This is a genomic window from Mesorhizobium waitakense (genome assembly GCF_056431085.1).
Map to the genome: position 1 here is coordinate 1 of NZ_JBWKME010000214.1, position 22,421 is coordinate 22,421.

Sequence of the window (22,421 nt, forward strand, 5' to 3'; positions counted from 1 at the left end):
TTAAGCAACCAAATCCTACGTCATTTCAACGGCTTGCACCACATCCGCCAACCCCCATGAATTTTCCGGGCTAGCTGATGGAGAAAGAAAGCTGTCAGCTCCATAGTAAATGGCTTCCCGAGCAGCGGCACCGAGAGCCCTTTCGATCTTTGCAGGATCACTGAAATCCGGCATCGAATCCAGTGTAAGCCGGTCGTGGAATTCTCTGAGAAGCTTGTCGGCTGTGTCAGCAAAATCGTTCTCAAGATTGACAACGGAGTAGGTGCGATCCGACGCGGACTGAACCATCAGCCCGAGCAAGAGCATGAACTCATTGCTGTTTAGCTTGGTGGTAGACCAGCGCTTTTCTGGATCGTCGGCGACCTTACCTTCGCGCAAATCAATAGCAACGATCCAATCGCGATACACGATAGCAGAAATATCATGCAAAACCCCAGCGCTCTGCGCGAGAACACGCAAGTCATCAAATATTTTTTCGAGAGAACGCGCCTTTGGTCGCCCTGCGTTTTCCAATTCCATGTTTGTCATGTCGCGCAAATTCTTATGTGGGCTAGAGCAATTGTTCCAAAGAACTCTCCTCGCTCACCACTTAACATTCAGGTCGTCGTCGTAGAGCATACTTGGTAACATACCCATCATCACGTGGTCGGGCAGGATGCGGGTAGCCCGCTTCTTATGGACTTCGAACCCGGGGTATGCATCCCCAATGACCTGCTTAAAGAAAGCCTGCGTGCGAGGGTTCAGGCATTCCGTAATTTCCCACAGAAATGCGTGAACGGCCTCATAATCGGAGACGACCTCTTCGGGCCGATGAATCGCTTCGAGATGCTCGAAGAATCGTTCGACATGGTTTCCCGGCGTATTGAAGAGCGGGCGTCTGCCATCGAAATAGACCACCTCGATCTGCTCGCGGATAGGATCGACATTACCGTGCAATGCGAAATTTCTCCTATCGACGACGCGCATGAAATGCGCATAGGCGTTGGTGCTTTTGTCGATGTCGCGTGCAAAGCCATCGCAATGCTGGCTGAGCAGCACGAGGCGGTCGGGAATCTTGGCCCGGATAAAGGCCTGATAGGCCTCCGGGGCATTTCGGATCTCATCGCGCGTGAACATGAGGATCACCATATTGATGAAGGCCTCGGCCATAACCGGCATCAGAAGGTGAAGCTTTAGACAGTTGCCGAAGAGATCGTTTGCGCGTGCGGATACGCCTTGCATGGCTTTTTCCAAAGTTTTCAACCGCGATTTGGCAGCCGGCGATCTCTTTGGAAAAGCAGTCTTTGCCGGGGCATCGACAATAGCTGCGTGCAAGTCGGCGCACAGGCCTGCGATACTGACAAACTTGTTCTGGAAGACGACGAATTTTTCTAGGCTCTGTAGTACGGCGGATTTCTGCGGACCGATCCTCGCATAATCCGTTCTGATACCGACAATCAGGTCCCGCCACTGCTGGTGCGTGAGCGCCTCGCCGACCATGATATGAATCTCGCGCGACATGCCGCAGACATACACGTCGGTCCCGCCGGCCTTGAGGCTGTAGTCCCAGTGTATCCAGTTATCGCTGTCGTCCTTGCGCAGGAAGTTTTGAAAACCATTCGGTTCGCCAAAGCGAGCTTTCAGATAACAATAGATGTCTACCGGCTTGAGCCGTGCCCTGACCGCGAGAATGGCACCGCCATCTCTTTTCTTAGGCTTCCGGTCGCGGGTAACCCATTCCACAACTTCCTGCCGGGTAGCTGCCCGCCACTCACCGATATTGAGACAAGCCGGCTCTTTGACAGCCTGTCCCTTCGTTCGCTGATGGGATTTACGCACGATCGTCACGAATATTCAGCGTGTAACGTGTGTGTCGGAGTTCACCAGTTCTTGTCAGCGCACCCTTGGCAACCAGATCCTGCAGGTCCCTCGTCGCCGTGGCACGCGACGCCTGGCTGATGGCGATGTAATTCTCAGCGCTGAGATGACCCTTGAAACCGTCGATACCTTCCCGGAACATGCGAGCGATCACCTTCTCCTGGCGCTCGTTGAACTGACCCCGATGATGCTCGTAGAACTTGGCCTTGGCGATGGAGAATTCGACACGAGCAAGCGTTACGCGCTGCGCTTCAAGGATCGTGTTGGCGAAGTAGAGCAGCCAGTCGGTAATCGCGTTGCTCTTGTTGCTGCCTTCCAGGCTGTCGTAGTAGGCCTTGCGATGACGCTCGATCGTATAGGCTAGCGCGATGAGGCTCGGCTCGCCCAGATTTTGCGCCAGCGCCTTTTCACAAAGGGCGCGCCCTATGCGGCCGTTGCCGTCTTCGAACGGGTGGATGCTCTCGAAATAGAGATGGGCGATACCGGCGCGCGTCAGCGCGGGTAGCGGAGCCTGGCCCTTGGGCGCGGTATCGTTGAACCAGATGGTAAAAGCGTCCATTTCGGCCTTCACGCGCGATGAGGGTGGCGCTTCGAAATGCACTTTGGGCTTGTCCAGCCGATTGGAGACGATCTGCATGGCATCGGCATGCTGGCGGTAATTGCCGATAGTCTCGATACGCCGTTCACCCGACATCACCATCTTGTGCCAGGCGTAGAGGGTGCGATGCGAAAGCGGCTGCGCAAAATGCAAGTACACGTCGGCCATCATTTCGGAGACGCCTCGCTCCGCTGGAGGAATGCGTCTGTTTTCACCTCCAAGCCCAAGTTGCTGCCGTAAGGACGATTGCAGGCTCTCGCGGTTGAGGTATTCCCCTTCAATGGCGGATGTCTTCAAGGCCTCTTCGCTGATAAGCTCGATGCGGATCTGATCGCGATCCTCGGAACCGACGTGACGAAAGACGCCGAGGAACTCGCCCGATCGCAATAGGAACTCGCTTTCCAGCGGGTCCAATGCCATCTTGTCGTAGGTAAAATGCGGCCAGTCGGCCTGTTCCCAATTCCATGCCATGAGCTATAGAACGCCTTTCTATAACTCATAATGGCGAAAAAAGTGAGCTATAGCAATCTTATCTATACCTCAGTCAGTACCCAATAGGTGGCCGTAAAATACCCATATCCTGGGGCGCATCCGCCAAAGCCGGACGGGCTCTCGTGAAACCGAGCTCAAGCGAGTATCGCGCCGAGCCGGTCGCCGAAAAGAAAACACGCGGCGGCGATGCCGAATACGGCTGAAAAATACTGCACGCTGGCGGCAACGCGGGCAGATACCGGCCCGCAGGAGATAAAGCCACAGCAGCTAGGCCCGCCACCCCGACCGACTGCTTCCGTGGTGCTTCCGCGACGTATTTCCCGCCCTCTTCTTGCGGAAAAGAGGCCTTGCTAACCACCTGTTTTCACAGTATAAAAATGGCGCGCCCGACAGGATTCGAACCTGTGACCTCTGCCTTCGGAGGGCAACGCATGAGCCGGTCGGAGTGTTCCCCTGGCACCGCGCCGACGCGAAATTGCGTCAAGGCAACCGAACAAGTGAGGGAATCTGCCATACTAATTCCCGTACTAATCCTAAGATTAGTATGGCGCGCGGCGGCTAAGTGCTTGAGATAATTGGCGCGCCCGACGAGATTCGAAGTCCTCCCCCCCAGATTTGTAGTTTAAGCTGTTCGCTTACGCTGGTTTGTCGCAAGGCGAGGGCGGCGGTTAGAGGTTCTTTCCGATAGCTTTCTTGGATCAAGAGCCTTTCGGTGGCTCTGCGCTCAGATTTCCCGCAGAAGGCTTCGATTATGCAGTTCGGCCAGATCAATCCCCGGATCAATCCCGCGGAGCGCCACCGCATCGAACAGGAGGCATTAGTTTAGGCCGTCGTCACCAACGCGAGCAGTTCATGCTGGAGCGTCGTCACAAGGCGTTGCATCGCCTTGACCTGCGCGAGCGGCGCTCGCTCGAAACGAAAATCCGGCGAGAAATCCTGGCGGCTGAAAGCCTCCACGTCGAAACGTGGAAGGCGCGCCAGCATCAGATCGAGGTCAACAATCTCGACATCACGGTTCCAGCGGTTGGTCTCAAAGCCGAGCCCAAAAGGAGCTGGAAAAAGAACATTGGCGAGAACTCCGGCCACAAGCAGAACCGCCCGCGGGGGCATCGCTATACGCGAGAGGAATGAAGACTCGGAGAGGGGTGCGTCTGATCGATCTCTTCCAGGAGGATTTCTGCGTAGCGGTCAATCGCCGCGGGCGCGATCTCGACATTGCCCAGCATCCACCAATGCGAACCATCGGCTCGTGTCCCGTTGTAGAAGGCGACATCGCACGTCTGCATACCGCCATACGTGCCGCAGATCAGGTACGAACGGCCAGGTTCGGGCCTGGATCGCATCGGCGTCCATGGTCCTGCTGCCATCTTCATCCGGCGCCTCCCATTTCTAAACGGCGGCGTTCTCAGCGGATGCTTCAACTTCCAAAAGCCCAAGCCGGTGAACGATTGCCTTCCCGATCGAATCCGTCATCGCTTCCGGGAAGCCACCTGGCAGCGATTCAACTACCTCATCAAACGCCCGCACCGCGCTTTCCGCGAGATCGTCGAAGATCGATTTTACAAGTGCCGCTCCCACTCCGGAGAGCTCAGCGGTTTGAATGAAATGGCGCGGCATGATGTCGTTGATGGCGTAGTGGCGGCCCTTGCCGACAGACATGGCAAGCTTGAATTTCTTCTTCTGGATTTGGCCAGCGTCCAGACTCGGCTGCGCGCTGAGCACGTCGTAAAGAGGCGTCATTCTGAACCGCCCGCCGGGTCCCAGAAAAATGCTGAAATTTTTCGCGTGGCCGTCGGTTGCTCCGATCAACCAGAACACAATGTTGGCCCGCATGAACATCGCGATGGCGCTCTCAGGCGTATCGCTGCCCTTCAGGAGCTCCAGGATTGAGCGCATGCTCGGGCCCCCGTCGGACTGATATTTTCGTGTGGGCGGGAAGGAAAGGGCTTGACAGCAATCCTCCTGCGGCAGGCGGAGCAGCCGATTATCACGTGTCCAGCGGCGATCAAAGCGCTCGATTATCAGCGTCCTTCGCTCTCCGAAGTCCGTGATTTCGGCGTCGGCGCTCGGCGCGCCGAATGCGGCGAGGAGTTTCAAGCAGAGATATTCGTTCTCGACACTGTTCGACAGGTCGATGCCGTTGGGCAGCTGCCGGATTTGAGGTTTGAGAATGTGGGTTGTCGCGCTCGTGCCAACGGGCTTGTACCATTTGCCGTCTTTGCGCAGCAGGGCCGTTTTCTCCTGCGCGCCCGCGATGGAAATCCTGAAATCATCATCCTCGCCCATGCCCAGCGGGGCAGCTGCGAGATTGCGAATGATGTCCCCAATCTCCGAAACGTCGACAGGTTTTCCGTCGGTACTTCCCGGCGCGCCTGGATTGATCCCATCCGGCAGAAATTGAAGCGCGCCGACGCAATCGTGACCAAGGGCTGTGAGCATGCTGTATGCGTCTGTGCCTGCGGCTCCCACTCTTTCCGCGACGCGCTTGCGGATTGCGTCGCTATCCGGCAGCAGGTTGTCGAACACGTTGATGACGGGTTCGCCGATATAGCGGTCCTCGCGCAGCGGCAGCGACAACGAAATCGGAAACGTCGCCCTCCAGCCAAGCCAGTCGAGATCATAGCGGAAATCGATAGCGCCGCTTGTCTCACGTCGCAGCACGCCAACAAGGCGGCTGTTGAGAAAGACGTTGAGGGGAGCGTGCGTTCGCTGGCGCGCCATTTAGAAGAGGTCCTCAATGTCCGCTGCGCTCGCTTTGCTCCGGTCCCGGACCACGAGTTCGAGGTTGAGGGCAGCGAGTGCCTCCATAACGGTGCGCAGTTGGACTGCGGGCTCGCCGGCTTCGAGCCGGGAGACCGTTCCCTGCCGAAGATGGATGTTGTGCCCCAGGCTTGATTGCGTCATCCCCGCCTGCTTGCGCGCGCGGCGCAGGATGGCTCCCAGTTGTTTTTCGGTACGGGCGATTTGCTCGTTCATGATGACCTCCAAGGCCAATATACGCGAGCCCGTATAAAATATCAATATACGCGATGCCGTATAAAGCCGAAATATGCGCACTTGCGTATAAAAAGGAAATATACGCGTTCGCGGCTAAAGTAGTTCCAGCCAAGGAATGAGGAGTAGGTTGGCGCGCCCGGTCTTACCGGTACAGGCTCTAGGCTTTGCCCCGAGGCCCCACCGCGGGCGGGTCTCAGCCCAGCCGGCCGTTGCGGTGAGACTGGCGGCATAGGCCGTCGGCGTGAGGAACCCGAGCGCTGAATGTGGGCGGTTTTAGTCGTCCTTCCATTCGGCGATCGTCGTGCGGGTATGGTCGACGCTGAAGAACAGGGCCTCGTTCAAGAGCTCGTCCCGCATCCGCCCGTTGAAGCTCTCGCAGCGGCGTTCTGCATCGCCTTGCCCGGCGCGATGTAGTGCCATTCCACCTGATGATCCTTCGACCGGGCGAGCGTGGCGTTCGAGGTGAACTCGGTGCCGAGGTCGCAGACGATCATGCCCGGCTTGCCACGGCGGGCGATCAGGTACGTCAGTTCCCGCGCCACACGCCGGCCCGAGATCGAGGTCGACCACGTTGAGGATGCGGAAGCGACGGCCGCAGGCAAACTGGTCGTGGACGAAGTCCAGCGACCAGCGCGCTTTCGGCCGCGCCTCCACCAGGATCGGTGTCCCGGTGCCGACCGCACGCCGTCGCGCGCCGCTTGTGCACCGCCAGCCCTTCCTCGCGATGGAGCCGATAGATGCGGTTGGGCCCAACACTTCATCCAGATCCAGACCGGCCTCAGCGAATTGGCCTTTGCCGCGGCATACCCGACGTCATGCCGCTGAACCGCCTGCCTGACCTTGTCGCTATAAGCCGCAGACCGCGCGAACCTAAAGTCGTACACGCCAATCGGCAGATTTTGCCTGACCGGAGACAACCTGTTGAGGCCACGGCTAGGTTAAGCCTGCGGCGAAGAGTGCTCGCGCGACGGGCTCGAAATATTGCATGGGAACGGCGTTGCCCAGTTTCGTTGTGCTGATGAGTTGATGCGCCAAGACATGATCATTGACAATTTCGAGACGTAGCGCCTGCGCCTCACTAAACATTCGTGAGGCGGCCTCGCCCTCGGCGCGGCAAACTAAGACCGGCACACCGGTCTCACCTCGTACGTAACGCAGACCGACCAGTATCGCCTTCCCTCTGAAGACCAACGTGGCGCGATTCACCCCAAGCGGAGGCTCGCCGGCCGCTTCATTGCGGATGCGACGTCGTTCATTGTTCAACTCCGGCGTTCCTTGCTGTTCCTTCACCTCGCGCGTCACTTCGGTCTTGGTCATGCGCATTTCGCGCAGAAACAACGCACGCTGCAACAGGAGATCAATCAGTCCGCCGATCAGAAGCGCACCGGCGCCAATCCCGAGCAACAGCTTCGCTTCCGTAAAGACAATGCCGAGGCAACCCATGCCGCACAGCGGCAGATAGACCATCGTCTTCCACATGCCGAGAAGGACGAGGGAAAAGGTCGCGCTGAGAACCATTACTTTAAACAGAGTCTTGCCAACTTCGACTACAGAACGCATGGACGCCATGCGCTTCAGCCCTTCAAAAGGGTTTATTTTCCCAAAGTTGGGCTTCATCGGCTCGAGAGAGAAGACAAATCCACCATTGGCTAATAATCCCGTCAGAATTACCGCAGCAACGAGAGTGCCAAGCAGCGGGCCAACGGTCGCCAGGGTGAGTTCGATTAGCAGGACTAGTTCCTGCCGGACCGCGACATCGAAAGGCAGGTTCTGCAGCTTGTCGGTTAATAGTAGCGTTTCGTGGCATTTGTCTTCGATCACGCTCCCTCTTAGCCAAAGATAGCCGAGCCCAGCGCAAGTGCCGCCTGCGCGGACGAAATCGGAGCTACGCGATATCTGCCCTTTTTTGCGCGCTTCGCTTAGTTTCTTTGGGGTGGCGGCGTGTGCCTTTTCTTCACTCGTGTCGCTCATTTCAGCAACTTGTCGAACCACTCAAGCGCGCCACTCGCTTGTGTGATCTCCAGTTTCATGCTCTCGACCAGATAGGCAGCGTAGGTGACCATGATAATCGGAAAGACGATATTCTTGATCGCAGGGGACAGTTGGCTCGACTTGAATTGGGGCGCAAAGCGACGCAGGATCATCATTGAAATATCAATTAGCCCCAGAAAGAACACTACGGGCCCCGAGACCAATAATGTCGTGCGCATAATCTGGTCGAGCAGCCTCAATAACGCCATTGCTCCCTGCGCGCTCAATGCGGGGTGAAACCGATACACGGGCCAGATCAAATAGCTGCCATAAAGGGCGCTGATCACGGTCTCCAGACCTCCTGCTGCGACGAAGATCGTAATTGCAGTGATCCCGAGAAAGACTCCCATAGCGGAAGCCTGACTGTTCGTCGTGGGGTCGCTCGGAGCGGACGGGCTAGTGATGCCGCGTTGATTGTCCATAAACTCACCGGCCGCCTGAAGTCCCCAAAGGGGAGTGCCGAGAAAAGTGCCAAGGAGTACGCCGACAAAAACCTCCTTCAATCCGAGAAGAGTTACCTGGATCAAACGTGTTTCAGGATCTAGCGCCTGCAAGCCCTCGCTGACGTGTGCCAAGCACGGTAGTCCGAAGGCAACAGCCAGGCAGCCGCGGATCAGCCCGCCAATCTGAGATCGTGTAAATACAGGAAGGATCAGCATAATGCCTATCGCGCGGGCCGCGCCGAGACCAGCCGCGACGACGATTTCGATAGCCGTATGGATCAGGATTTGAATCTCGGCCGATGACGCATACATGGCGAGGACTAATAGCCAGGTGTCATTGCGGGAAACTCGGTAAAGATCTGGCCGGCCAGTCCTATGAGCGGGGCGCTCAGCACGGGGGCAAACAGGCCAATTACCGCGACAACGACCAGAAGCTTCACAGTGAGCGGCAAGCTTTCATCCTGGATCTGCGTTGCCGCCTGGATGATGCCAATGCCTAGGCCAACAATTACCGACGCAACGAGCGGCGGCAGAATCCAGATCATGAAAACCACCAACGATTGGTTCATAAGAGTGACAATACTGGATTCAATAATGATCAACCTCCCGGTATCGTGTAGCTCAATACAAGTCCGTGCATCAACCTTGACCAGCCATCAATAGCGACGAACAAAAAGAGCTTGAATGGGACGGATATAACCGTCGGAGATACCATCGACATACCCATCGCCATCAAAATTGTCGTTACGATAAGGTCGATGACGATAAAGGGAAGATAAAGGAGAAAGCCGATTTCGAACCCACGCTTTAGTTCCGAAATTAGAAAAGATGGTACGAGAATGGCGAAGTCATCAGGTGTGGTTCTGGCTCGCATTTCCTCTGGCCAGACTTTTTGGGTCGAGGAGAGGAAGAATCGCCGCTGCTCTTCGTTCGTGAACTTCTTGAGATGATCGCGCAAGGGCTCACTGCCGGCTTTGGCGGCGCTTAGCCAGTCATCGAACGTCTGATAGCGGAGCTTCGGATCCGTCATACGATCATAGGTCTGTTCAATAACAGGCGCGCTAACGAAAATGGTGAGGATGAGTGCCGCTGCGTATAGCACTAAGTTAGGCGGTATCGTCTGGGTCCCCAGCGCATTGCGGACGAGGAATAAAACAACTGATAGCTTTACAAACGCCGTGGTCGTGGCGACTACCAAAACCAGCAGACCGAGTCCGGCGGTGACCGCTAGAAGCGAAAAGATTGCCGGCTGAATCTCAGTCATTGCATGCCAACCTGCCACGCAGTCTGATGCCTAGCTCATCTCCGATGCGCACGATGTCGCCACGTCCGATACGCCGACCATTGGCAAGTATGTCCACCGGACCGTCGATTGGCCGACCAAGTTCGAAAACATGTCCTTTACCAGCGCTCCTCAATTCTCCCAGAGGCATGGGCCAGCGGCCACATTCAAAGACAAGCTCGATCTCGACATCGTCGAGATTGGCTTCCGACGGCCCCAGTGGTGATTCGGGTTTTGTCATATGCGCATTCTCCAAAGGGCACGATCGGGGGCGGAATGGCCCCCGCAGGATTAGGTGATCGCCCTCAAGATCTGCCCGGGCCCATAACAGGCCTACAGATAGGGTGATCTGGTCGCGGCCGAACGGCGATTTGTCTGGCAACAGAGCATCACCAACACATGCTTTGCGAAGAAGCGCCGCCGGAACGCGAAGCGTGCCGATCTCTCCTGCGACCATGACCGGGAGCTCCGGGGATTGCTCGCGCGGCTGTAGCGGCAACTGGCCAAGCAGTTCGCCTAGCGCGCGGAACGCGAACGGCACGAGGCCATCAAGAGGCGAGAACAGGAAGAGACGAGCTTTGCCATTGACTGGGCCGAACACGATTTCCAGTTCGAGATAAGGAGCCAGTGTCGTGGCTTCACGTACGTGTAGAAGCTGCGCGTCCCGCTGCGTTTTATCCTCCAATTGAGCGATAAGCGGCTCAAGTGCAAGTTCCAGAATGAGCGAAGCAGTTGGCTCGGAAGGGAAAGCCAGATCACCCTGTACTGTGGAGACGAGCGCCTCTACAAGCCGTCGGGACAGCGACAGTACGATCGTTTCAGCTCCCACGCGCCAAACGCAGTCAAGCATCGGAATTCCACAAGGTTCCTGCTGCCAGGCAAGCCCTTCCACCCGCGCCGATAGTGGCTTGTCGCTGATCAAGGCCTGAAAGGGCCTGCGCGATGCCGCTATATCATTGAGCCACGAGGCGACCGCGTGGGACAGTGTTAGCGCTGGTTCGAATATAGCCGGTCTGCCCACAGTGGTTACCAAAGCAGATCTAAACTGCACGATCGCGTCATTCAGGGAGCCTGCGGTTATCGGATCGGGTTACCCGTCAGGGCGAGCGAAATTCTTCCATACCGAAGCAATATGTCATCGTCGGCCTCCATCTCGTCTGCGGCCTCTAAATGAATGTCGAGGGCGCGCCGGACGTCTTTCTCGATTTGCTGCCATTTGCGCTTTGCCGCCGAACTTCTGACCCACCGGGCCCTCGTCTCAGACGCCGCTGCCTCGGCTTTTTCTTGAGCAACGCGTGCCTCATCAAGCATCTCGCGTCTGAAAGTGATCTCAGCCTCAAGCCGCTCAACGAGAAGGTGGTGATGGTCGAGTGCTGCGCTGGAAAAAGTGTCGAGCGACATCAGGTCTTGGTAGAGCCCCGCTTCGGCTCCTGCGCAATTTTGCTGTGCGACTGCAAGACCCTGGGCGGCGTTCTGTACGGCTAAGGTGGCCGTCTGGCGCTGGGCTTCCTTCTTGGACAGTTCCATAAGCAATCTACGCTCTTGCGTTTCCTTCAGAAGCCGTAACCTCGAAGCGTGAAAACAATTCACCCGGTCAGACGCGACATCCATGCGATCGTCTCCTCAAAATCTGACGGCTCTCCTTCGCTCTGGCGCAAAAATTCCCTCAGCTCGCCAATCGACGCGACAGCCCGGTCAGTAAGAGGGTCGCCGCCTTGCTTGTATTCGCCGACGTTGATCAAAAACTCGGATTCGGCATAGCGCGAGAGCAGATCACGGAAAAAGGATGCTGCCTTGCGATGTGGCGCAGATACGACCGCATCCATTACGCGGCTGCGACTTTGCAGCACATCAATAGCTGGAAAATGCGATCGCGCCGCGATAGTGCGTGAGAGAACGACGTGGCCATCAAGAATGCCGCGCGATTCCTCGGCAATTGGATCGCCTGTGCCGTCACCTTCGACAAGCACCGTATAGAAAGCCGTGATTGAGCCGCGATCACCCATGCCGGCACGCTCCAGCAGGCCTGGCAACATAGCGAAAACGGAAGGAGGAAAGCCCCGTCGCGTCGGCGGCTCACCCGCAGCAAGGCCTATTTCGCGCAAGGCGCGGCAGAAGCGTGTCAGCGAGTCTAGCATGAGGGCGACGCGTAGCCCTTGTTCGCGAAAATATTCGGCGAGCGCGGTCGCCATAGGAGCACATTGCGCCCGCTCCACTGCCGAGCGGTCGGATGTTTCGACGACTACGACCGTATGGCGAAGGCCCGCCTCCCCAAGATGCCGCTCTATGAATTCTCGAACTTCACGTCCACGTTCGCCGATGAGCGCGACTATGATAACGTCGGCGGCGGCACCTTTTGCGATCTGTGACAATAACGTCGACTTGCCGCAACCTGGCTCGCCATAAATTCCGATCCGCTGCCCCTCGCCGCATGTCAGCAGACCATCCAGAGCACGGATCCCGAGCGGGAACGGCCGCTCAACAATGCGCCTTGTCATTGGATTGGGGGCCGCGCCGCGCAGCGGACGAGTTTCGGTGGTTTTGACTTCGCCTTTGCCGTCGAGGGGACGGCAACGACTGTCAATCACGCGGCCGAGCAAATCGGGGCCGACTGGCACTTCACGCATTCGTCCAGTGGCCACAACCTCTGCGCGGCCCGACAGGCCCATCAAGTCTCCGATCGGCGTGAGCAACACGCCATTATCCAACAGGCCGATCACCTCGGCCTCGAGCGACAGTCCGGTTCTGGGATCCTGCAGCAGACAAAGTTCCCCAATACGAGTGTCGGGCAAGATGGCATGGACCAGTGTACCGACAGCCCGCGTAATCCGTCCGCGCACGACACGCGTGTCGATTCGCTTTGCCGAAGACCTCAAGGACGAGATGGCCGGATCGGGAGGCCGGATGCCGGCGGGACTATGCACCGGCGTGGTCACAGTTCGCCTCGTCAGAAAGTGACCCGAAGCCGAGGCGCAGCGCTCGCATCTGCGCATCAAGTCCCAGATCGACATTGCCATAGTCGCTCCACAGCACGCACTGTTGCGGCGACAAGGTCGGATCCGGATCAATCCGAACCCTCGGCCGGCCCTCCCGCCCGTCGCACCCAGCAAACGCGCGCGCGAGCATATCGACTTGCTTGGGACATGCATGAAGGCAAACTTCCGCGCCGCTGTACTTGCGCTCAATCGCGTGACGAACAGCCCTCACCAACAGCTCGCCCGAATCGAAAGCGCCCAGAATATCGCTTAGGATCTCCATTACGAGCTGTGGCAATTCCTGCTCCAGAACCGCCTTTCGTCGCGCCACTTCGGAGGCTGCCCCCGCAATCAGCCGGGCCATTTCCTCGGCGCCTGCATCCAAGCCCTCGGTATGGCCGCGTGTCCGCTCACGCTGATAGGCGGCGCGCGCCCAGCTGCGAACCCGCCGCTGATGCCGTTCCGCCGCAGCACGCGCTTCCATGGCGCTATGCCAGATTTCGATCTCACTCGCCCGTATCAGTGGGTCCACTGGGCGCATCTGGGGCGGGACGGGCGCTGCAGGAACAACGGCTGTCATATCACCGGGATCTCCGCCTCAAAATGAGCGGCTACAAGCGAAAACAACTGGCCTGCGGCAGCATCGTGTTCGGGCGCTGGATTCTCGGCGGCGGTCCCGACGGGCAACCGTAGAAGCACGCGTGTACGCTCAAGCTCTGGACTGTGATTGAGCCAAGCACCAAGACAGGCATGTCCATCGTGTTCAATTTGCTGCGCCAGCTTTTCGGGATCAGCAATCAATCCGTTTGCGATCGCATGCGTCGGATGTCGGATGCCAAACGCGTGCGCATCAGCGCCGATATATCCAATAAGCGCATTGAGGTGAGGCTGCGAAACAAGTTTCAGCAACGAACGGGCATGCCATATACTTCCGGCAAAGAGGGCAGCCCGATGCGGGTCACGTCCGTGCAGGAGATCCGGCCCCCAGTCGCCTCCGTTCGAATCCATGTCATTGTCAAGCAGCAACTCTACCAGCCTTGGCCGCAGCCTGGGACACTTCTGCAAGCGCATCAATGTCGCAGCCGATAACGCCGGATCAAGATGGGCGGCAAGACGCGTCGGATGGGCCGAAGCAGCAAGCTCGCTCCGAAACACGGAACGCAATTGGGACGTACGATCACGTTCGGCGGTCTTTGTCGATATCGTCATTGGGAATATCACCTACGCCGTATCGCCGATGATCTTCTTGCGAATGGCCTCGACAACGGAAGCACCCGAGCGCCCCTCGACCTTGGATAGGTCGCCCTTTGATTGCCTGCGCCGATGACCAACCAGACTGGCTAAGAGATAGCACGCCACAGCGAATACAGCCGCCGCAACACCCATCACGATCGCCAGAAGTGGCGCTGGAATGGAATTGGATGCTTTTGCCAGAACAGTCACCGGTACGGGCCGTTGCACGGGTACGGGCCGTTCCACTGGTACCAAAACCACTTCTATCTTATCGTAGGACAAGCCTTCGATGCTGTCGGCGACGAGCATCTTTATCTTCGGCAGCAGAACTGAGAGATTTTCTTTGGCGTCGTGTCGGATAAAGACCGAGGCTGAGGATGGCGCGGCGCCTGCTCGTAACAGATCGTTTTGCGGCAGAACGACATGAACGCGTACAGAGAAGACGCCGTCGATATCGCTGATGGTACGCGACAACTCTTCGCTCAGGGCATAAACGTAACGGGCACGCTCCTCCGTCGGCGAGGCAATCAGGCCTGAGCCCTGGAATATCTCGCCGAGGTTCTTGAAAGACTGGCGCGGCAGCCCCTTGGCACTCAGGAGATTGATTGAGAAGGCAAGCCGCTTTTCGTCGACCTGGATCGTGCTGGTCCCATCCTTAGCCGCAACCCGGACCGCATCAATCCCATTGTCAATCAGAAGCGCGAGCATCTCATTCGCGTCGCGCTCCTGCAATTGCGTATAAAGATCGACCTTGCAACCACTCAGGGCGAAGAGAAGTGGCAGTACGACAAAATAGAGCGAACGCCAGCCAAGCGGGCGACTACGCATGTTTTCGCCACGGGCTAAACCAATCATGCGCGCCGTTCATCCTTGTTTTATCAGGTTGTTGACAGATGAGGTGAGCCCGCTGACACCTTTGGAAACAAGAGCAACCTGGGTGACCTCGCTATAAACATTCCGCAGACCGGCAACCATCGTTTCGAAATCATGCGGTCCTTGCAGGGGGCCCGGCATCCGCGTTCCCGCAGCCCCACCCTCGACGGGGAGGCTCTGGGCCGGCCCCGACAGAGCGCCCTTTGCAAGCGCAACCTCATGGTCGCGCGCGGCAGAAGTGGCTGTATTGTCGCGGTACATCGAAGAAATCGTCTGGATCACGCGATCGCCTACCGGACTTGTCCGCGCAGGCGCGCGTTGGACATCCATCGGCGCAGGAACCGGCGCCGCCCTCGCTGGCGCCGAAGCAATGTCGTTTTTCGTCGAGGCGGCCGCCTGCGCTAGGGCGCGCTCAAACTGGGCCTGCTCGTCGAATGGCGCGAACCTGGAGAAAGGATCGGCTATAGTGGCAGAGATCGAGGTGACAGGCATCATCATGCAAGGACTCGTTTGTTCTCTTTGACGCGGGATGAGGTGTTCTCTTTGACGCGGGATGAGGTCAGCACGTTCATCACCGGCTGTTGGATCAATACCGTAGGCAGGCGAACTGACGACAAGCTGACCAACGAGAGCGTCGTTTGGCTATTTAAAAGTCACGTTGTCGACTTTAGTCACTTGTGAGAGTTTCAGCCTTTGGTTTATCAAGACCAGATGCCGAGAACGCTCATCCAATCCACCGCCCTGCACATTTTGAAGATACTTCTCTGTGTCGGGTTTTTTCTCCCCACCGGTATCCACACCACTGTGGGTGCGCCTCTGTCGCTTCCCTCGACGCCCTATAGATATACGGTTCTAGATCAGGATCTCTCTGCAGCGTTGCAGCAATTCGGCAACAACCTGAATATCAGGCTCAACATCAGCCCGGAGGTGAAGGGGCGGATTCGCGGGCGTATGCCGGATTTACCACCGCGCGAGTTCCTCGACCGCTTGACCGACCTGTATGATCTCCAATGGTATTATGATGGGATGGTGCTTTATGTGTCCGCTGCAAAAGAAGCGCAGACTCGGATGCTTGTGCTGACTTCGGTTGGCTTCGATGGGTTCAAGGCGGCCCTCGATGAGCTTGGCATCTCCGATGAGCGCTATGTCATGCGACCTGCGCCCGGAAATGGCCTCGTCCTGGTTTCCGGTCCTCCACGCTTCATGGCGCTGGTGGAACAGACGTTCAACGGCCTGGTGGCGGAGGCCCAGGCGCAGCCCCGCGCCGTGGAGACGCCGCCAAGAGAATCGGTGCTGATATTGTTTCGAGGCTCTTCCACCATGGTCGTCCGCGACGGGCAACCGGAAGCGTCTTACTCCTCTGTCGTGCCGCAACAGGACGGCGTCGCCGGGAAGCCTGAGCGGAACCAGAACTGACATCGGAGCAAACGCCGTAGCTTCTGAAGAAAAAGATCACGACCGCCACCTCCTGAGTGTGAATTCGTGTGAAGCTCGTCAGTTTATCGAAAGCTAAGCCGTTCATGATTAGAACCGGCAACTCCAAAGATATCGCCGGCACTGTGCTGGAATTGAGCCTTGGGGCTAGCAAGGAGCGGATCAATTAAAAGCACGGCTAGGGCATTGGGACCCGGCCGACGCTCGGAATTGTCGCGTTCGTGAGCGCATTGGCCTCACATCAGGCCCTTGTGGGAATTTCAACGTCACGCCTGAGGGTGCACAATGTCGGCCAGCAACCTTTCACCATCCAACAGCTCAAATACCGCACAGTCAGTGCAGGCCTGGTCGGGCCGGACACCTTCTGCGCCTATGTCCGCCCAGGCTCAGCAAGGCGCATCCTTCTTCGACGCAATGCTGTCCTCTTACTCGCTGCAAGGTGAGACCGAACCTGCGGCGCTCCGGGACCGGCAGGCTTCGGATCTCGAGTCGTCGATGGAAGATTTGCGTCAGCACCCATTGGACCTGCTGCCGCCACATATGAGGGCGGCAATTGAATCGATGGATCAGGATCTCCAGCCCTCTGCAATCGAGCCCCCTTCCGTCCCGCCGGTGCCGGTGAAAAGCTCAAGAATCACCTGGGACGGCGGCTCCCTGACCGAGGCTGAGTTGCAGATTGTGGCAGTGCTTAACCGTCACAAGGACACCCCAATCTGGTGGGACAAGCTCGATGCCCAAGCCAATCTGCCCTCTGCGCCACCGGATTTGAAAGCGGCGCTCAAGGCACTGCAGCAGGATCCAGAACTCTTTTACGCGATCGGCTCGCAGGGGGACGGCCGCTGTGGAGGCAGGATCGAGCCGAAAGATTTGTCTGGGTTCTCCAGCCATCATTCACAAGTTGCCGAGTTTCAGGAGCGGCAGGCGCAAAGCTACGAGCAGAACTACATTCCATCCGATAGCACTGGAAATGCTCAGCCTTCGGTCATGACCTTGAGCGATGCCTTGCGCGAGCTTTACCGGTACTCTGAAAGCCTGCCCAAGAACCTGAGTCTGGCTGATTTCAATCAGATCGTCGACGGCAAAGCGAAAACCGTCAAATGTCCGCCCCAGGTCATTGCGGCGGCTCAATACTTTGTCAATCACCCGGATGCCTGGAAACAGTTGTACGGCGGTGCTATAGATAAGGTCCATAAAGAGGACTTCCTGCAAGTCGCCTCATCGTCGATGAGCCTCACGCAAGCCGAGCTGAATACGCTCGAGACGATGAATAGCCATCAGGACGCTTTCTTTGGAAGCGGTGTCATGACTCGTGACAAGCTGGCGAGCATGGCGGACGACAAGAGCCTTGATCCGGGAGTACGGAAAACGGCGTCGCAGCTCCTTTCAGATCCTCTGTTGTTCGGTCTGCTCAACAATTCGATCACCGGCTACAAGACCCATAATAAAGTCTTCGACTTCGGCGGCGGACATACAGTCGATTCTGGTGACGTCAGCAAAAAAGATTTTGCCCACTTCTACACCAACATGTCGTCGGCGAACCAAACCATTCAACAGCCAAAGATCCATGTGCCCAAAACCGCTGCGGAGCAGGACGCTGTCGCGGACATGACGATGGGCCTGGCGGACCAGCCTGAGATCAAGTCAGCCAAAAAGAACGGCGGCATCTTCATGCATATAGTCGACGGCGTTTGCAAGGAAGCCTCTGGCCTGCTTGACACGGCCGCAACGGCGGTGGGCTTGCTCAGCTTCGTTCCGGGCCTGGGAAAAATAGCCGATCTCGCATCGATGGCCCTCGAGTGGGAGTCGCAAGCGGCGAACGTCCTACATACAGCCATTAGCGGAGGCAATATGATGCACGCGCTGGCAGAAGCCGGCATCAACTTGGCGGCGCAGGCTGTCAGCCTTGTCGCTGGGCCAGAGGTCAAACTGGCAATCCGCAACGGGCTCGTCAAGAAGGCGATTGAAGAGGCCGCGACGGCCGGCATCAATCTACCGCTTTCCACGGCGCAAACCTATGCGGTAGATTATTTGAACAACCTGCAAGAAAGACTTGCGACCGACTCTGGGCCGTCTCAGAGCTCGGCCTGACCAGCAAATTCGAACTTCCTCACCGCACTGCGTCCTTTCATCAGTCAGCTCAGCGCGCCTGGGAAGATCGGAATACACGCTCTCTAGTCCAAGTCTGGAGCAGGTCCTGCTTGGGCGCCTGGCTGAGATGCTTCGAACACTCAACGCTCGTTCTCGAGCGCCATACCTTCGCTATCGCTGGTGCCCCGATATTTGACAGTTTAGCTTCAATGACGGGGAACGTGAAGGACTGACTGCTCGGGTTTGCGGGCCGAGCTTGTCGGCCGCTCAATCGAAAGCGTCATTTGGGGTGGGTGCTCCCCCGCATGCAGTTGGCAAACGCGTTCGTCCAGTTGCTTGTCTGCGGTCGTGAGACGATGGTTGAGGCGAAGGTAGTCGGTCCAGGTCGGCGTGCGGAATGTTTCTGTCCATTGCATAGGTTTCTGAAGATTACGCTGGAGTGTCCATTGCCGCGCGCCGACGCGGCTATGCACGTGCCGGCGCTCGCTCATGAGATCGAGGAAAGCCTCAAGGTTTTTCTCGGATATCAGATACTCGACCTTGACAACGATAGGACCGCTTCTTGGCTTCACATCAAGCGCGACCGCGGGAGCGTCGAATTCCTCTAAAGGGTCGGGCTCGGAATCGCAGCGCTCACGCAGAGGAAACAGCACTCCGGCTGCAGCGACCAGCAGCAGAGCTCCAGCGGAGCCTTCCAGCGCCCAGGTCAGCGAATGGTTTTCGGCCACCGTGCCCCACACCCAACTGCCGGCCGCGATCCCGCCATCTATCAATGCATAGTAAATCGAGATCGTGCGCCCCACGACCCAGCGCGGGCTCGCCAGCTGCACGCTCACGCCAACCCCGGACCAGGCTGTGACCCACCCCGCGCCGCCCAAGGCGAGTGCAATTGCCGCCACTGCAATCGAAGAGTTCAGGGCAAGGGAGAGGGAACACGCCGCGCAGGCGACGCAGGCCAGTGTCATCAGCCGTTCCTGCGACAAGCTCCGTCTGAACCTGCTGTTGGAGATGCCGGCGAAGACGGCGCCTGTCCCGAAGCCGGCCATGAGCGTGCCATAGGCGAGTGGTCCTCCTCCCAACTGATCGCGCACGATCAGGGGCAGCAGCGCGAGTATGGCAATGCTCGCCAGGCCAAAGAGGGTTCCGCGGGCGATCGCCGCCTTGATTTCGGACGACATCGCCGTGAAGCGAACTCCGTCGTAGATCGCCGTCCTCATCGATTCACGCGGCAGAGGTGAAGAGCGAACCTTCCACTTGCAGCGCCATATGGTGGCCAAGGGTACCAAATAGGTGAGGGTGGTCACAGTAAAAGCTGCCAAAAGCCCAAACGAGGCAACCACGATGCCGCCCAGCGCCGGACCTACGGTGCGTACCGTGTTGAAGCCCACGGAAAGCAGCGTAACGGCAGCGGGAATATCGCGTCGGTGCACGATATCGCCAACCGAAGCTTGCCAGGCGGGATCGTTGAGAGCTCCGCCACATGCGATCAAGAAGCTGAAGCCGAGGATCATCCACGGGTCGACAAAGCCCAGCGCCACTAAAGCAGTCAGCATCGCAGAGGCTACCACCATAAGGGACCGGCCGGCGAACATGACCCTGCGACGGCTGAAATTGTCGGCGAGCGCCCCGGCGAAGACAGACAATATGAACGCAGGCAGCGTCGACGAAGCCTGGACCAGCGCAACCATCAAGTCGGAAGTCGAGATCGTCGCCATCAGCCAGCTGATGGCAACAGTCTGCATCAGCCAGCCGAGACTGGAAACCTGCGTGGCGAGCCATATCGAACGAAAGGTCGGCTGCATGAGTGGCGCAAATGTCGATGGCGCAGCAAAATCTTCATCAGAGCCAGCCACACCACTCATCTTTGCAAGCCTTTGCTTTCCGTTTATCGGCCGCTCTCGCATGTAATCTCGACTGGACCGTGGCGGCCATGGGCTGAGAGATGATGCCGAGGGAAATTTTTTCAGGCGTCGGCGCACCGTTCGACACGAGCGAGACATCTATAGTTTTGCCGCCGAAGAATACCTGCGGCGCTAGAGGAGCCGGCCGGCCGCAGAGGCGCTCAGGAATGGAGCTGACCCGGGGTCAGATTATCCCGGAGTTCTCCCGGTTGCCGAACCTTGGATTATGCGCTGGAATACGCGAATTGATATGAAAAGATAGGATGAGACTTTGCCGTTCCCAGTCATTGACCTGCTCGGGCAGGCCGCCTACGCTGATGTCGCTTGAATGGATATGGGCGACCCGCTTCTTGTTTTCCGTGAAACGGGCAGTGGTCGCCAGAACCGTGCGGATCTTCGGCTCCTGACCAATCAGGGACAATGCTACCACCGAGTACACACTTACTGGGGTGAATTACGCCCCCCACAGAACCGGTCTTGTCAGGCGCTTGCAGGCAGCTTCGCAGTATCAGCAGCGGTCTTGCCCCTGGTTCCTATGTGCTTTCTCTCGACTCTGAGGCAAGCGCCGTGACACCGGTAATTTCTCTGGGGTCAGTACGGATACGATTTGTTAGCGCCGATTGGCCATCACCGCGCTTTGTTCAAGGAGGCGTTGAAGGCGATGGAATGGACGATCTCGATCGAGGGGAAGAACGACTTCGGTGACGTTTGTCTGTCAAGAAGTCCGAATCGATAAGAGCGAGTAGCGTCTGTGCGACGGTGATCTCGGCCTGTCGGTCGATGATGGCAAGAAGATCATGGTCGCCTTGCAGAAGGCGGTGGTCACTCAGGAGGCGGAGACTTACGCCTTGTTTCGCCGGGTATGTCCGGACTGCCATACCTTTCGGCCGGTCAAGGACTACACGACACGCCGAATTCGAACGGTGTTTGGCACGGTGGAGGCTCGCAATCCACGATGGATGCTGTGTCGGGATTGCCATCCGGGAATGGACGGCGCATTCGCTCCGCTCAAGGAAATCTGCCCCGATCGGGCGACGCCTGAACTGATGGAATTGCGGCGCGACTGGGAAGCCTGCTGCCCTACCGCCAGGCTGCCAGCATGCTCGCTGCCTTTCTGCCTATCGAGCCGACGGAGACCCACGCCACTGTGCGCAAGCGGACGATCAGCGCCGGCGAACGGCTTGACGGCCAGATCATGGAAGAAACCCGGCGAGTAAGATTGCAGACCGATGAACGACGGCAGCTCGAAATGCCGCTTCCCGGCGATCGCCGCAAAGTGTTCGTCATCAGCATCGACACGGCGCATGTTCGCGGCGCCGAGCGGAATTCAGGACGGAATTTCGAGATCGTCGTGGCCCGCTGCGGTCGTGGTGGGCGGGGAGATCGGGGTGGCCGATATTTCACCACCAGCAATACCGACCAAGACGCAATCCGAGATCGCGCCCTTCACCCCCTTGAGCGAGAAGGGCATCGTGGCTACGGCGACGTCACGGTAATTTCGGAGGGTGCTGAAATTCTCAAGCGACTGCCGCGTGCGATCCCGAAGCCGACGGCCCACATCATCGACTGGTTTCACATTGCTATGAAGGTTCAGCCCATGCAGCAGATCGCCGATTTCATGGTTCGATCCCAAGCTGAGTCCGTCGGCGCGCTCTCGACCATCGACAAGGACATCAAAGCGGTGAAGTGGCGACTGTGGCACGGATGCTTGGATCGAGCTATCCGAGACCTCCAGGGTATTGTTACGCAATTGCTTCCGTTGCAAGCGGCTGGAAATTTGTCGGTCGCGCGTCTTCACATGCTCGCATCGCAACTGCTCACCTATGTCCGTTCGAACCGCTGTGCGATCGTCAACTACGGCAAACGCTACCGAGCCGGCCTTCGCGTCGCTACCACTCTTGCCGAGTCGGCGGTCAACTCGCTGGTCGCCAAACGTATGGTGAAAAAGCACAACAAATGCGATGGTCTCAGCATGGCGCCCACATGCTAATGCAGGTGCGAACCGCCGAAAAGAATGGTGAGCTTCGCGACCGACTTCGCGCGAGATTTCGACAGTCAGAGCCGCAGGTGCCTTCACTGTTCAAGCCCAAACCGCCTCTACTTCGAGCCGCATAACCCCAGAGAAGTTACCGGTCTCTGGGCGCATCTGCGGCGCAAGTTTTACGATCTGCACATCAGCGGGACCTCACAGGCCGCGACGGCAACGATCACCGCCAT

The 22,421-nt window shown here is 57.9% G+C and carries 23 protein-coding genes and 2 pseudogenes; 4 read left to right on the forward strand and 21 right to left on the reverse strand.

The features are described from left to right. Positions 1-15: 15 nt before the first annotated feature. The 19 genes and pseudogenes from AC07FD_RS37925 to AC07FD_RS38015 all read right to left on the reverse strand — a co-directional run bounded on the left by AC07FD_RS37925 (position 16) and on the right by AC07FD_RS38015 (position 15,279). Positions 16-528: a hypothetical protein gene (locus tag AC07FD_RS37925; protein WP_478353984.1), complete on the reverse strand. Its 513-nt coding sequence runs from the start codon at positions 526-528 to the stop codon at positions 16-18. Between the two features lie 54 nt (positions 529-582). Continuing rightward, entirely contained in the window at positions 583-1,827 is a 1,245-nt protein-coding gene (locus tag AC07FD_RS37930) for a hypothetical protein (protein ID WP_478353985.1), read from the reverse strand. Continuing rightward, positions 1,811-2,926 carry a Fic family protein gene (locus tag AC07FD_RS37935; RefSeq protein ID WP_378976436.1) on the reverse strand — a complete coding sequence of 372 codons (1,116 nt, stop codon included), beginning with the start codon at positions 2,924-2,926 and terminating at the stop codon, positions 1,811-1,813. Before AC07FD_RS37935 ends, AC07FD_RS37930 begins: the two co-directional genes overlap by 17 nt. Before the next feature lie 843 nt (positions 2,927-3,769). Then, positions 3,770-4,033 carry a hypothetical protein gene (locus AC07FD_RS37940; RefSeq protein ID WP_378976438.1) on the reverse strand — a complete coding sequence of 88 codons (264 nt, stop codon included), beginning with the start codon at positions 4,031-4,033 and terminating at the stop codon, positions 3,770-3,772. 26 nt (positions 4,034-4,059) lie between these two features. Next, complete coding sequence (locus tag AC07FD_RS37945; protein ID WP_143748870.1) at positions 4,060-4,320, reverse strand: hypothetical protein; 261 nt, start codon at positions 4,318-4,320, stop codon at positions 4,060-4,062. Positions 4,321-4,336: 16 nt separating this feature from the next. After that, entirely contained in the window at positions 4,337-5,668 is a 1,332-nt protein-coding gene (locus AC07FD_RS37950) for a type II toxin-antitoxin system HipA family toxin (protein ID WP_095090001.1), read from the reverse strand. Continuing rightward, entirely contained in the window at positions 5,669-5,923 is a 255-nt protein-coding gene (locus AC07FD_RS37955) for a helix-turn-helix domain-containing protein (protein ID WP_095090082.1), read from the reverse strand. A gap of 114 nt (positions 5,924-6,037) precedes the next feature. Further along, a pseudogene (locus AC07FD_RS37960) lies at positions 6,038-6,695 on the reverse strand (integrase core domain-containing protein); the annotation flags it as partial. Between the two features lie 182 nt (positions 6,696-6,877). After that, positions 6,878-7,915: an EscU/YscU/HrcU family type III secretion system export apparatus switch protein gene (locus AC07FD_RS37965; RefSeq protein WP_478353986.1), complete on the reverse strand. Its 1,038-nt coding sequence runs from the start codon at positions 7,913-7,915 to the stop codon at positions 6,878-6,880. Further along, complete coding sequence (sctT, locus tag AC07FD_RS37970) at positions 7,912-8,730, reverse strand: type III secretion system export apparatus subunit SctT (RefSeq protein ID WP_095090005.1); 819 nt, start codon at positions 8,728-8,730, stop codon at positions 7,912-7,914. The genes AC07FD_RS37965 and sctT overlap by 4 nt, the downstream gene beginning before the upstream one ends. 8 nt (positions 8,731-8,738) lie before the next feature. Then, entirely contained in the window at positions 8,739-8,987 is a 249-nt protein-coding gene (locus AC07FD_RS37975) for an EscS/YscS/HrcS family type III secretion system export apparatus protein (RefSeq protein WP_206073788.1), read from the reverse strand. 29 nt (positions 8,988-9,016) lie between these two features. After that, on the reverse strand, positions 9,017-9,682 hold the full coding sequence (gene sctR / locus AC07FD_RS37980; protein WP_095090007.1) for a type III secretion system export apparatus subunit SctR: 666 nt from the start codon (positions 9,680-9,682) through the stop codon (positions 9,017-9,019). Then, the gene (gene sctQ / locus AC07FD_RS37985) at positions 9,675-10,751 is read right to left on the reverse strand and encodes a type III secretion system cytoplasmic ring protein SctQ (RefSeq protein ID WP_095090008.1); all 1,077 of its coding nucleotides are present in this window, start codon (positions 10,749-10,751) and stop codon (positions 9,675-9,677) included. Before sctQ ends, sctR begins: the two co-directional genes overlap by 8 nt. Before the next feature lie 26 nt (positions 10,752-10,777). Beyond that, entirely contained in the window at positions 10,778-11,311 is a 534-nt protein-coding gene (locus tag AC07FD_RS37990) for a hypothetical protein (RefSeq protein ID WP_095090010.1), read from the reverse strand. After that, positions 11,287-12,636, reverse strand: coding sequence for a type III secretion system ATPase SctN (gene sctN, locus AC07FD_RS37995; RefSeq protein ID WP_095090011.1), 1,350 nt, complete (start codon positions 12,634-12,636; stop codon positions 11,287-11,289). Before sctN ends, AC07FD_RS37990 begins: the two co-directional genes overlap by 25 nt. Continuing rightward, on the reverse strand, positions 12,617-13,255 hold the full coding sequence (gene sctL, locus AC07FD_RS38000) for a type III secretion system stator protein SctL (protein ID WP_095090013.1): 639 nt from the start codon (positions 13,253-13,255) through the stop codon (positions 12,617-12,619). Before sctL ends, sctN begins: the two co-directional genes overlap by 20 nt. Then, positions 13,252-13,884 carry a nodulation protein NolU gene (locus AC07FD_RS38005; RefSeq protein ID WP_378922819.1) on the reverse strand — a complete coding sequence of 211 codons (633 nt, stop codon included), beginning with the start codon at positions 13,882-13,884 and terminating at the stop codon, positions 13,252-13,254. Before AC07FD_RS38005 ends, sctL begins: the two co-directional genes overlap by 4 nt. Positions 13,885-13,896: 12 nt before the next feature. Beyond that, positions 13,897-14,763 carry a type III secretion system inner membrane ring lipoprotein SctJ gene (sctJ, locus tag AC07FD_RS38010; RefSeq protein WP_095090017.1) on the reverse strand — a complete coding sequence of 289 codons (867 nt, stop codon included), beginning with the start codon at positions 14,761-14,763 and terminating at the stop codon, positions 13,897-13,899. Positions 14,764-14,772: 9 nt separating this feature from the next. Then, positions 14,773-15,279, reverse strand: coding sequence for a nodulation protein NolB (locus tag AC07FD_RS38015; protein ID WP_095090019.1), 507 nt, complete (start codon positions 15,277-15,279; stop codon positions 14,773-14,775). Positions 15,280-15,492: 213 nt separating this feature from the next. Between AC07FD_RS38015 and AC07FD_RS38020 the strand changes: the two genes are divergently transcribed. Further along, the gene (locus AC07FD_RS38020; RefSeq protein WP_095090021.1) at positions 15,493-16,197 is read left to right on the forward strand and encodes a secretin N-terminal domain-containing protein; all 705 of its coding nucleotides are present in this window, start codon (positions 15,493-15,495) and stop codon (positions 16,195-16,197) included. A 303-nt stretch (positions 16,198-16,500) separates the two neighbouring features. Beyond that, positions 16,501-18,303 carry an HrpF/NolX family T3SS translocon protein gene (locus AC07FD_RS38025; RefSeq protein ID WP_478353987.1) on the forward strand — a complete coding sequence of 601 codons (1,803 nt, stop codon included), beginning with the start codon at positions 16,501-16,503 and terminating at the stop codon, positions 18,301-18,303. Between the two features lie 206 nt (positions 18,304-18,509). On the opposite strand, the gene AC07FD_RS38030 is transcribed toward AC07FD_RS38025, so the two are convergent. Both AC07FD_RS38030 and AC07FD_RS38035 read right to left on the reverse strand, forming a co-directional pair. Next, positions 18,510-20,165 carry an MFS transporter gene (locus AC07FD_RS38030; protein WP_095090025.1) on the reverse strand — a complete coding sequence of 552 codons (1,656 nt, stop codon included), beginning with the start codon at positions 20,163-20,165 and terminating at the stop codon, positions 18,510-18,512. A gap of 223 nt (positions 20,166-20,388) precedes the next feature. Beyond that, positions 20,389-20,625 (reverse strand): hypothetical protein, encoded by a 237-nt coding sequence (locus AC07FD_RS38035; protein WP_095090027.1) that lies wholly within the window; start codon positions 20,623-20,625, stop codon positions 20,389-20,391. A 240-nt stretch (positions 20,626-20,865) separates the two neighbouring features. Between AC07FD_RS38035 and AC07FD_RS38040 the strand changes: the two are divergent. Continuing rightward, a pseudogene (locus AC07FD_RS38040) lies at positions 20,866-22,319 on the forward strand (ISKra4 family transposase). Then, positions 22,222-22,421, forward strand: a 200-nt coding sequence (locus AC07FD_RS38045; protein WP_478353988.1) for a hypothetical protein, incomplete at its 3' end; no start/stop codon positions are given. The pseudogene AC07FD_RS38040 and the gene AC07FD_RS38045, both read left to right, overlap by 98 nt.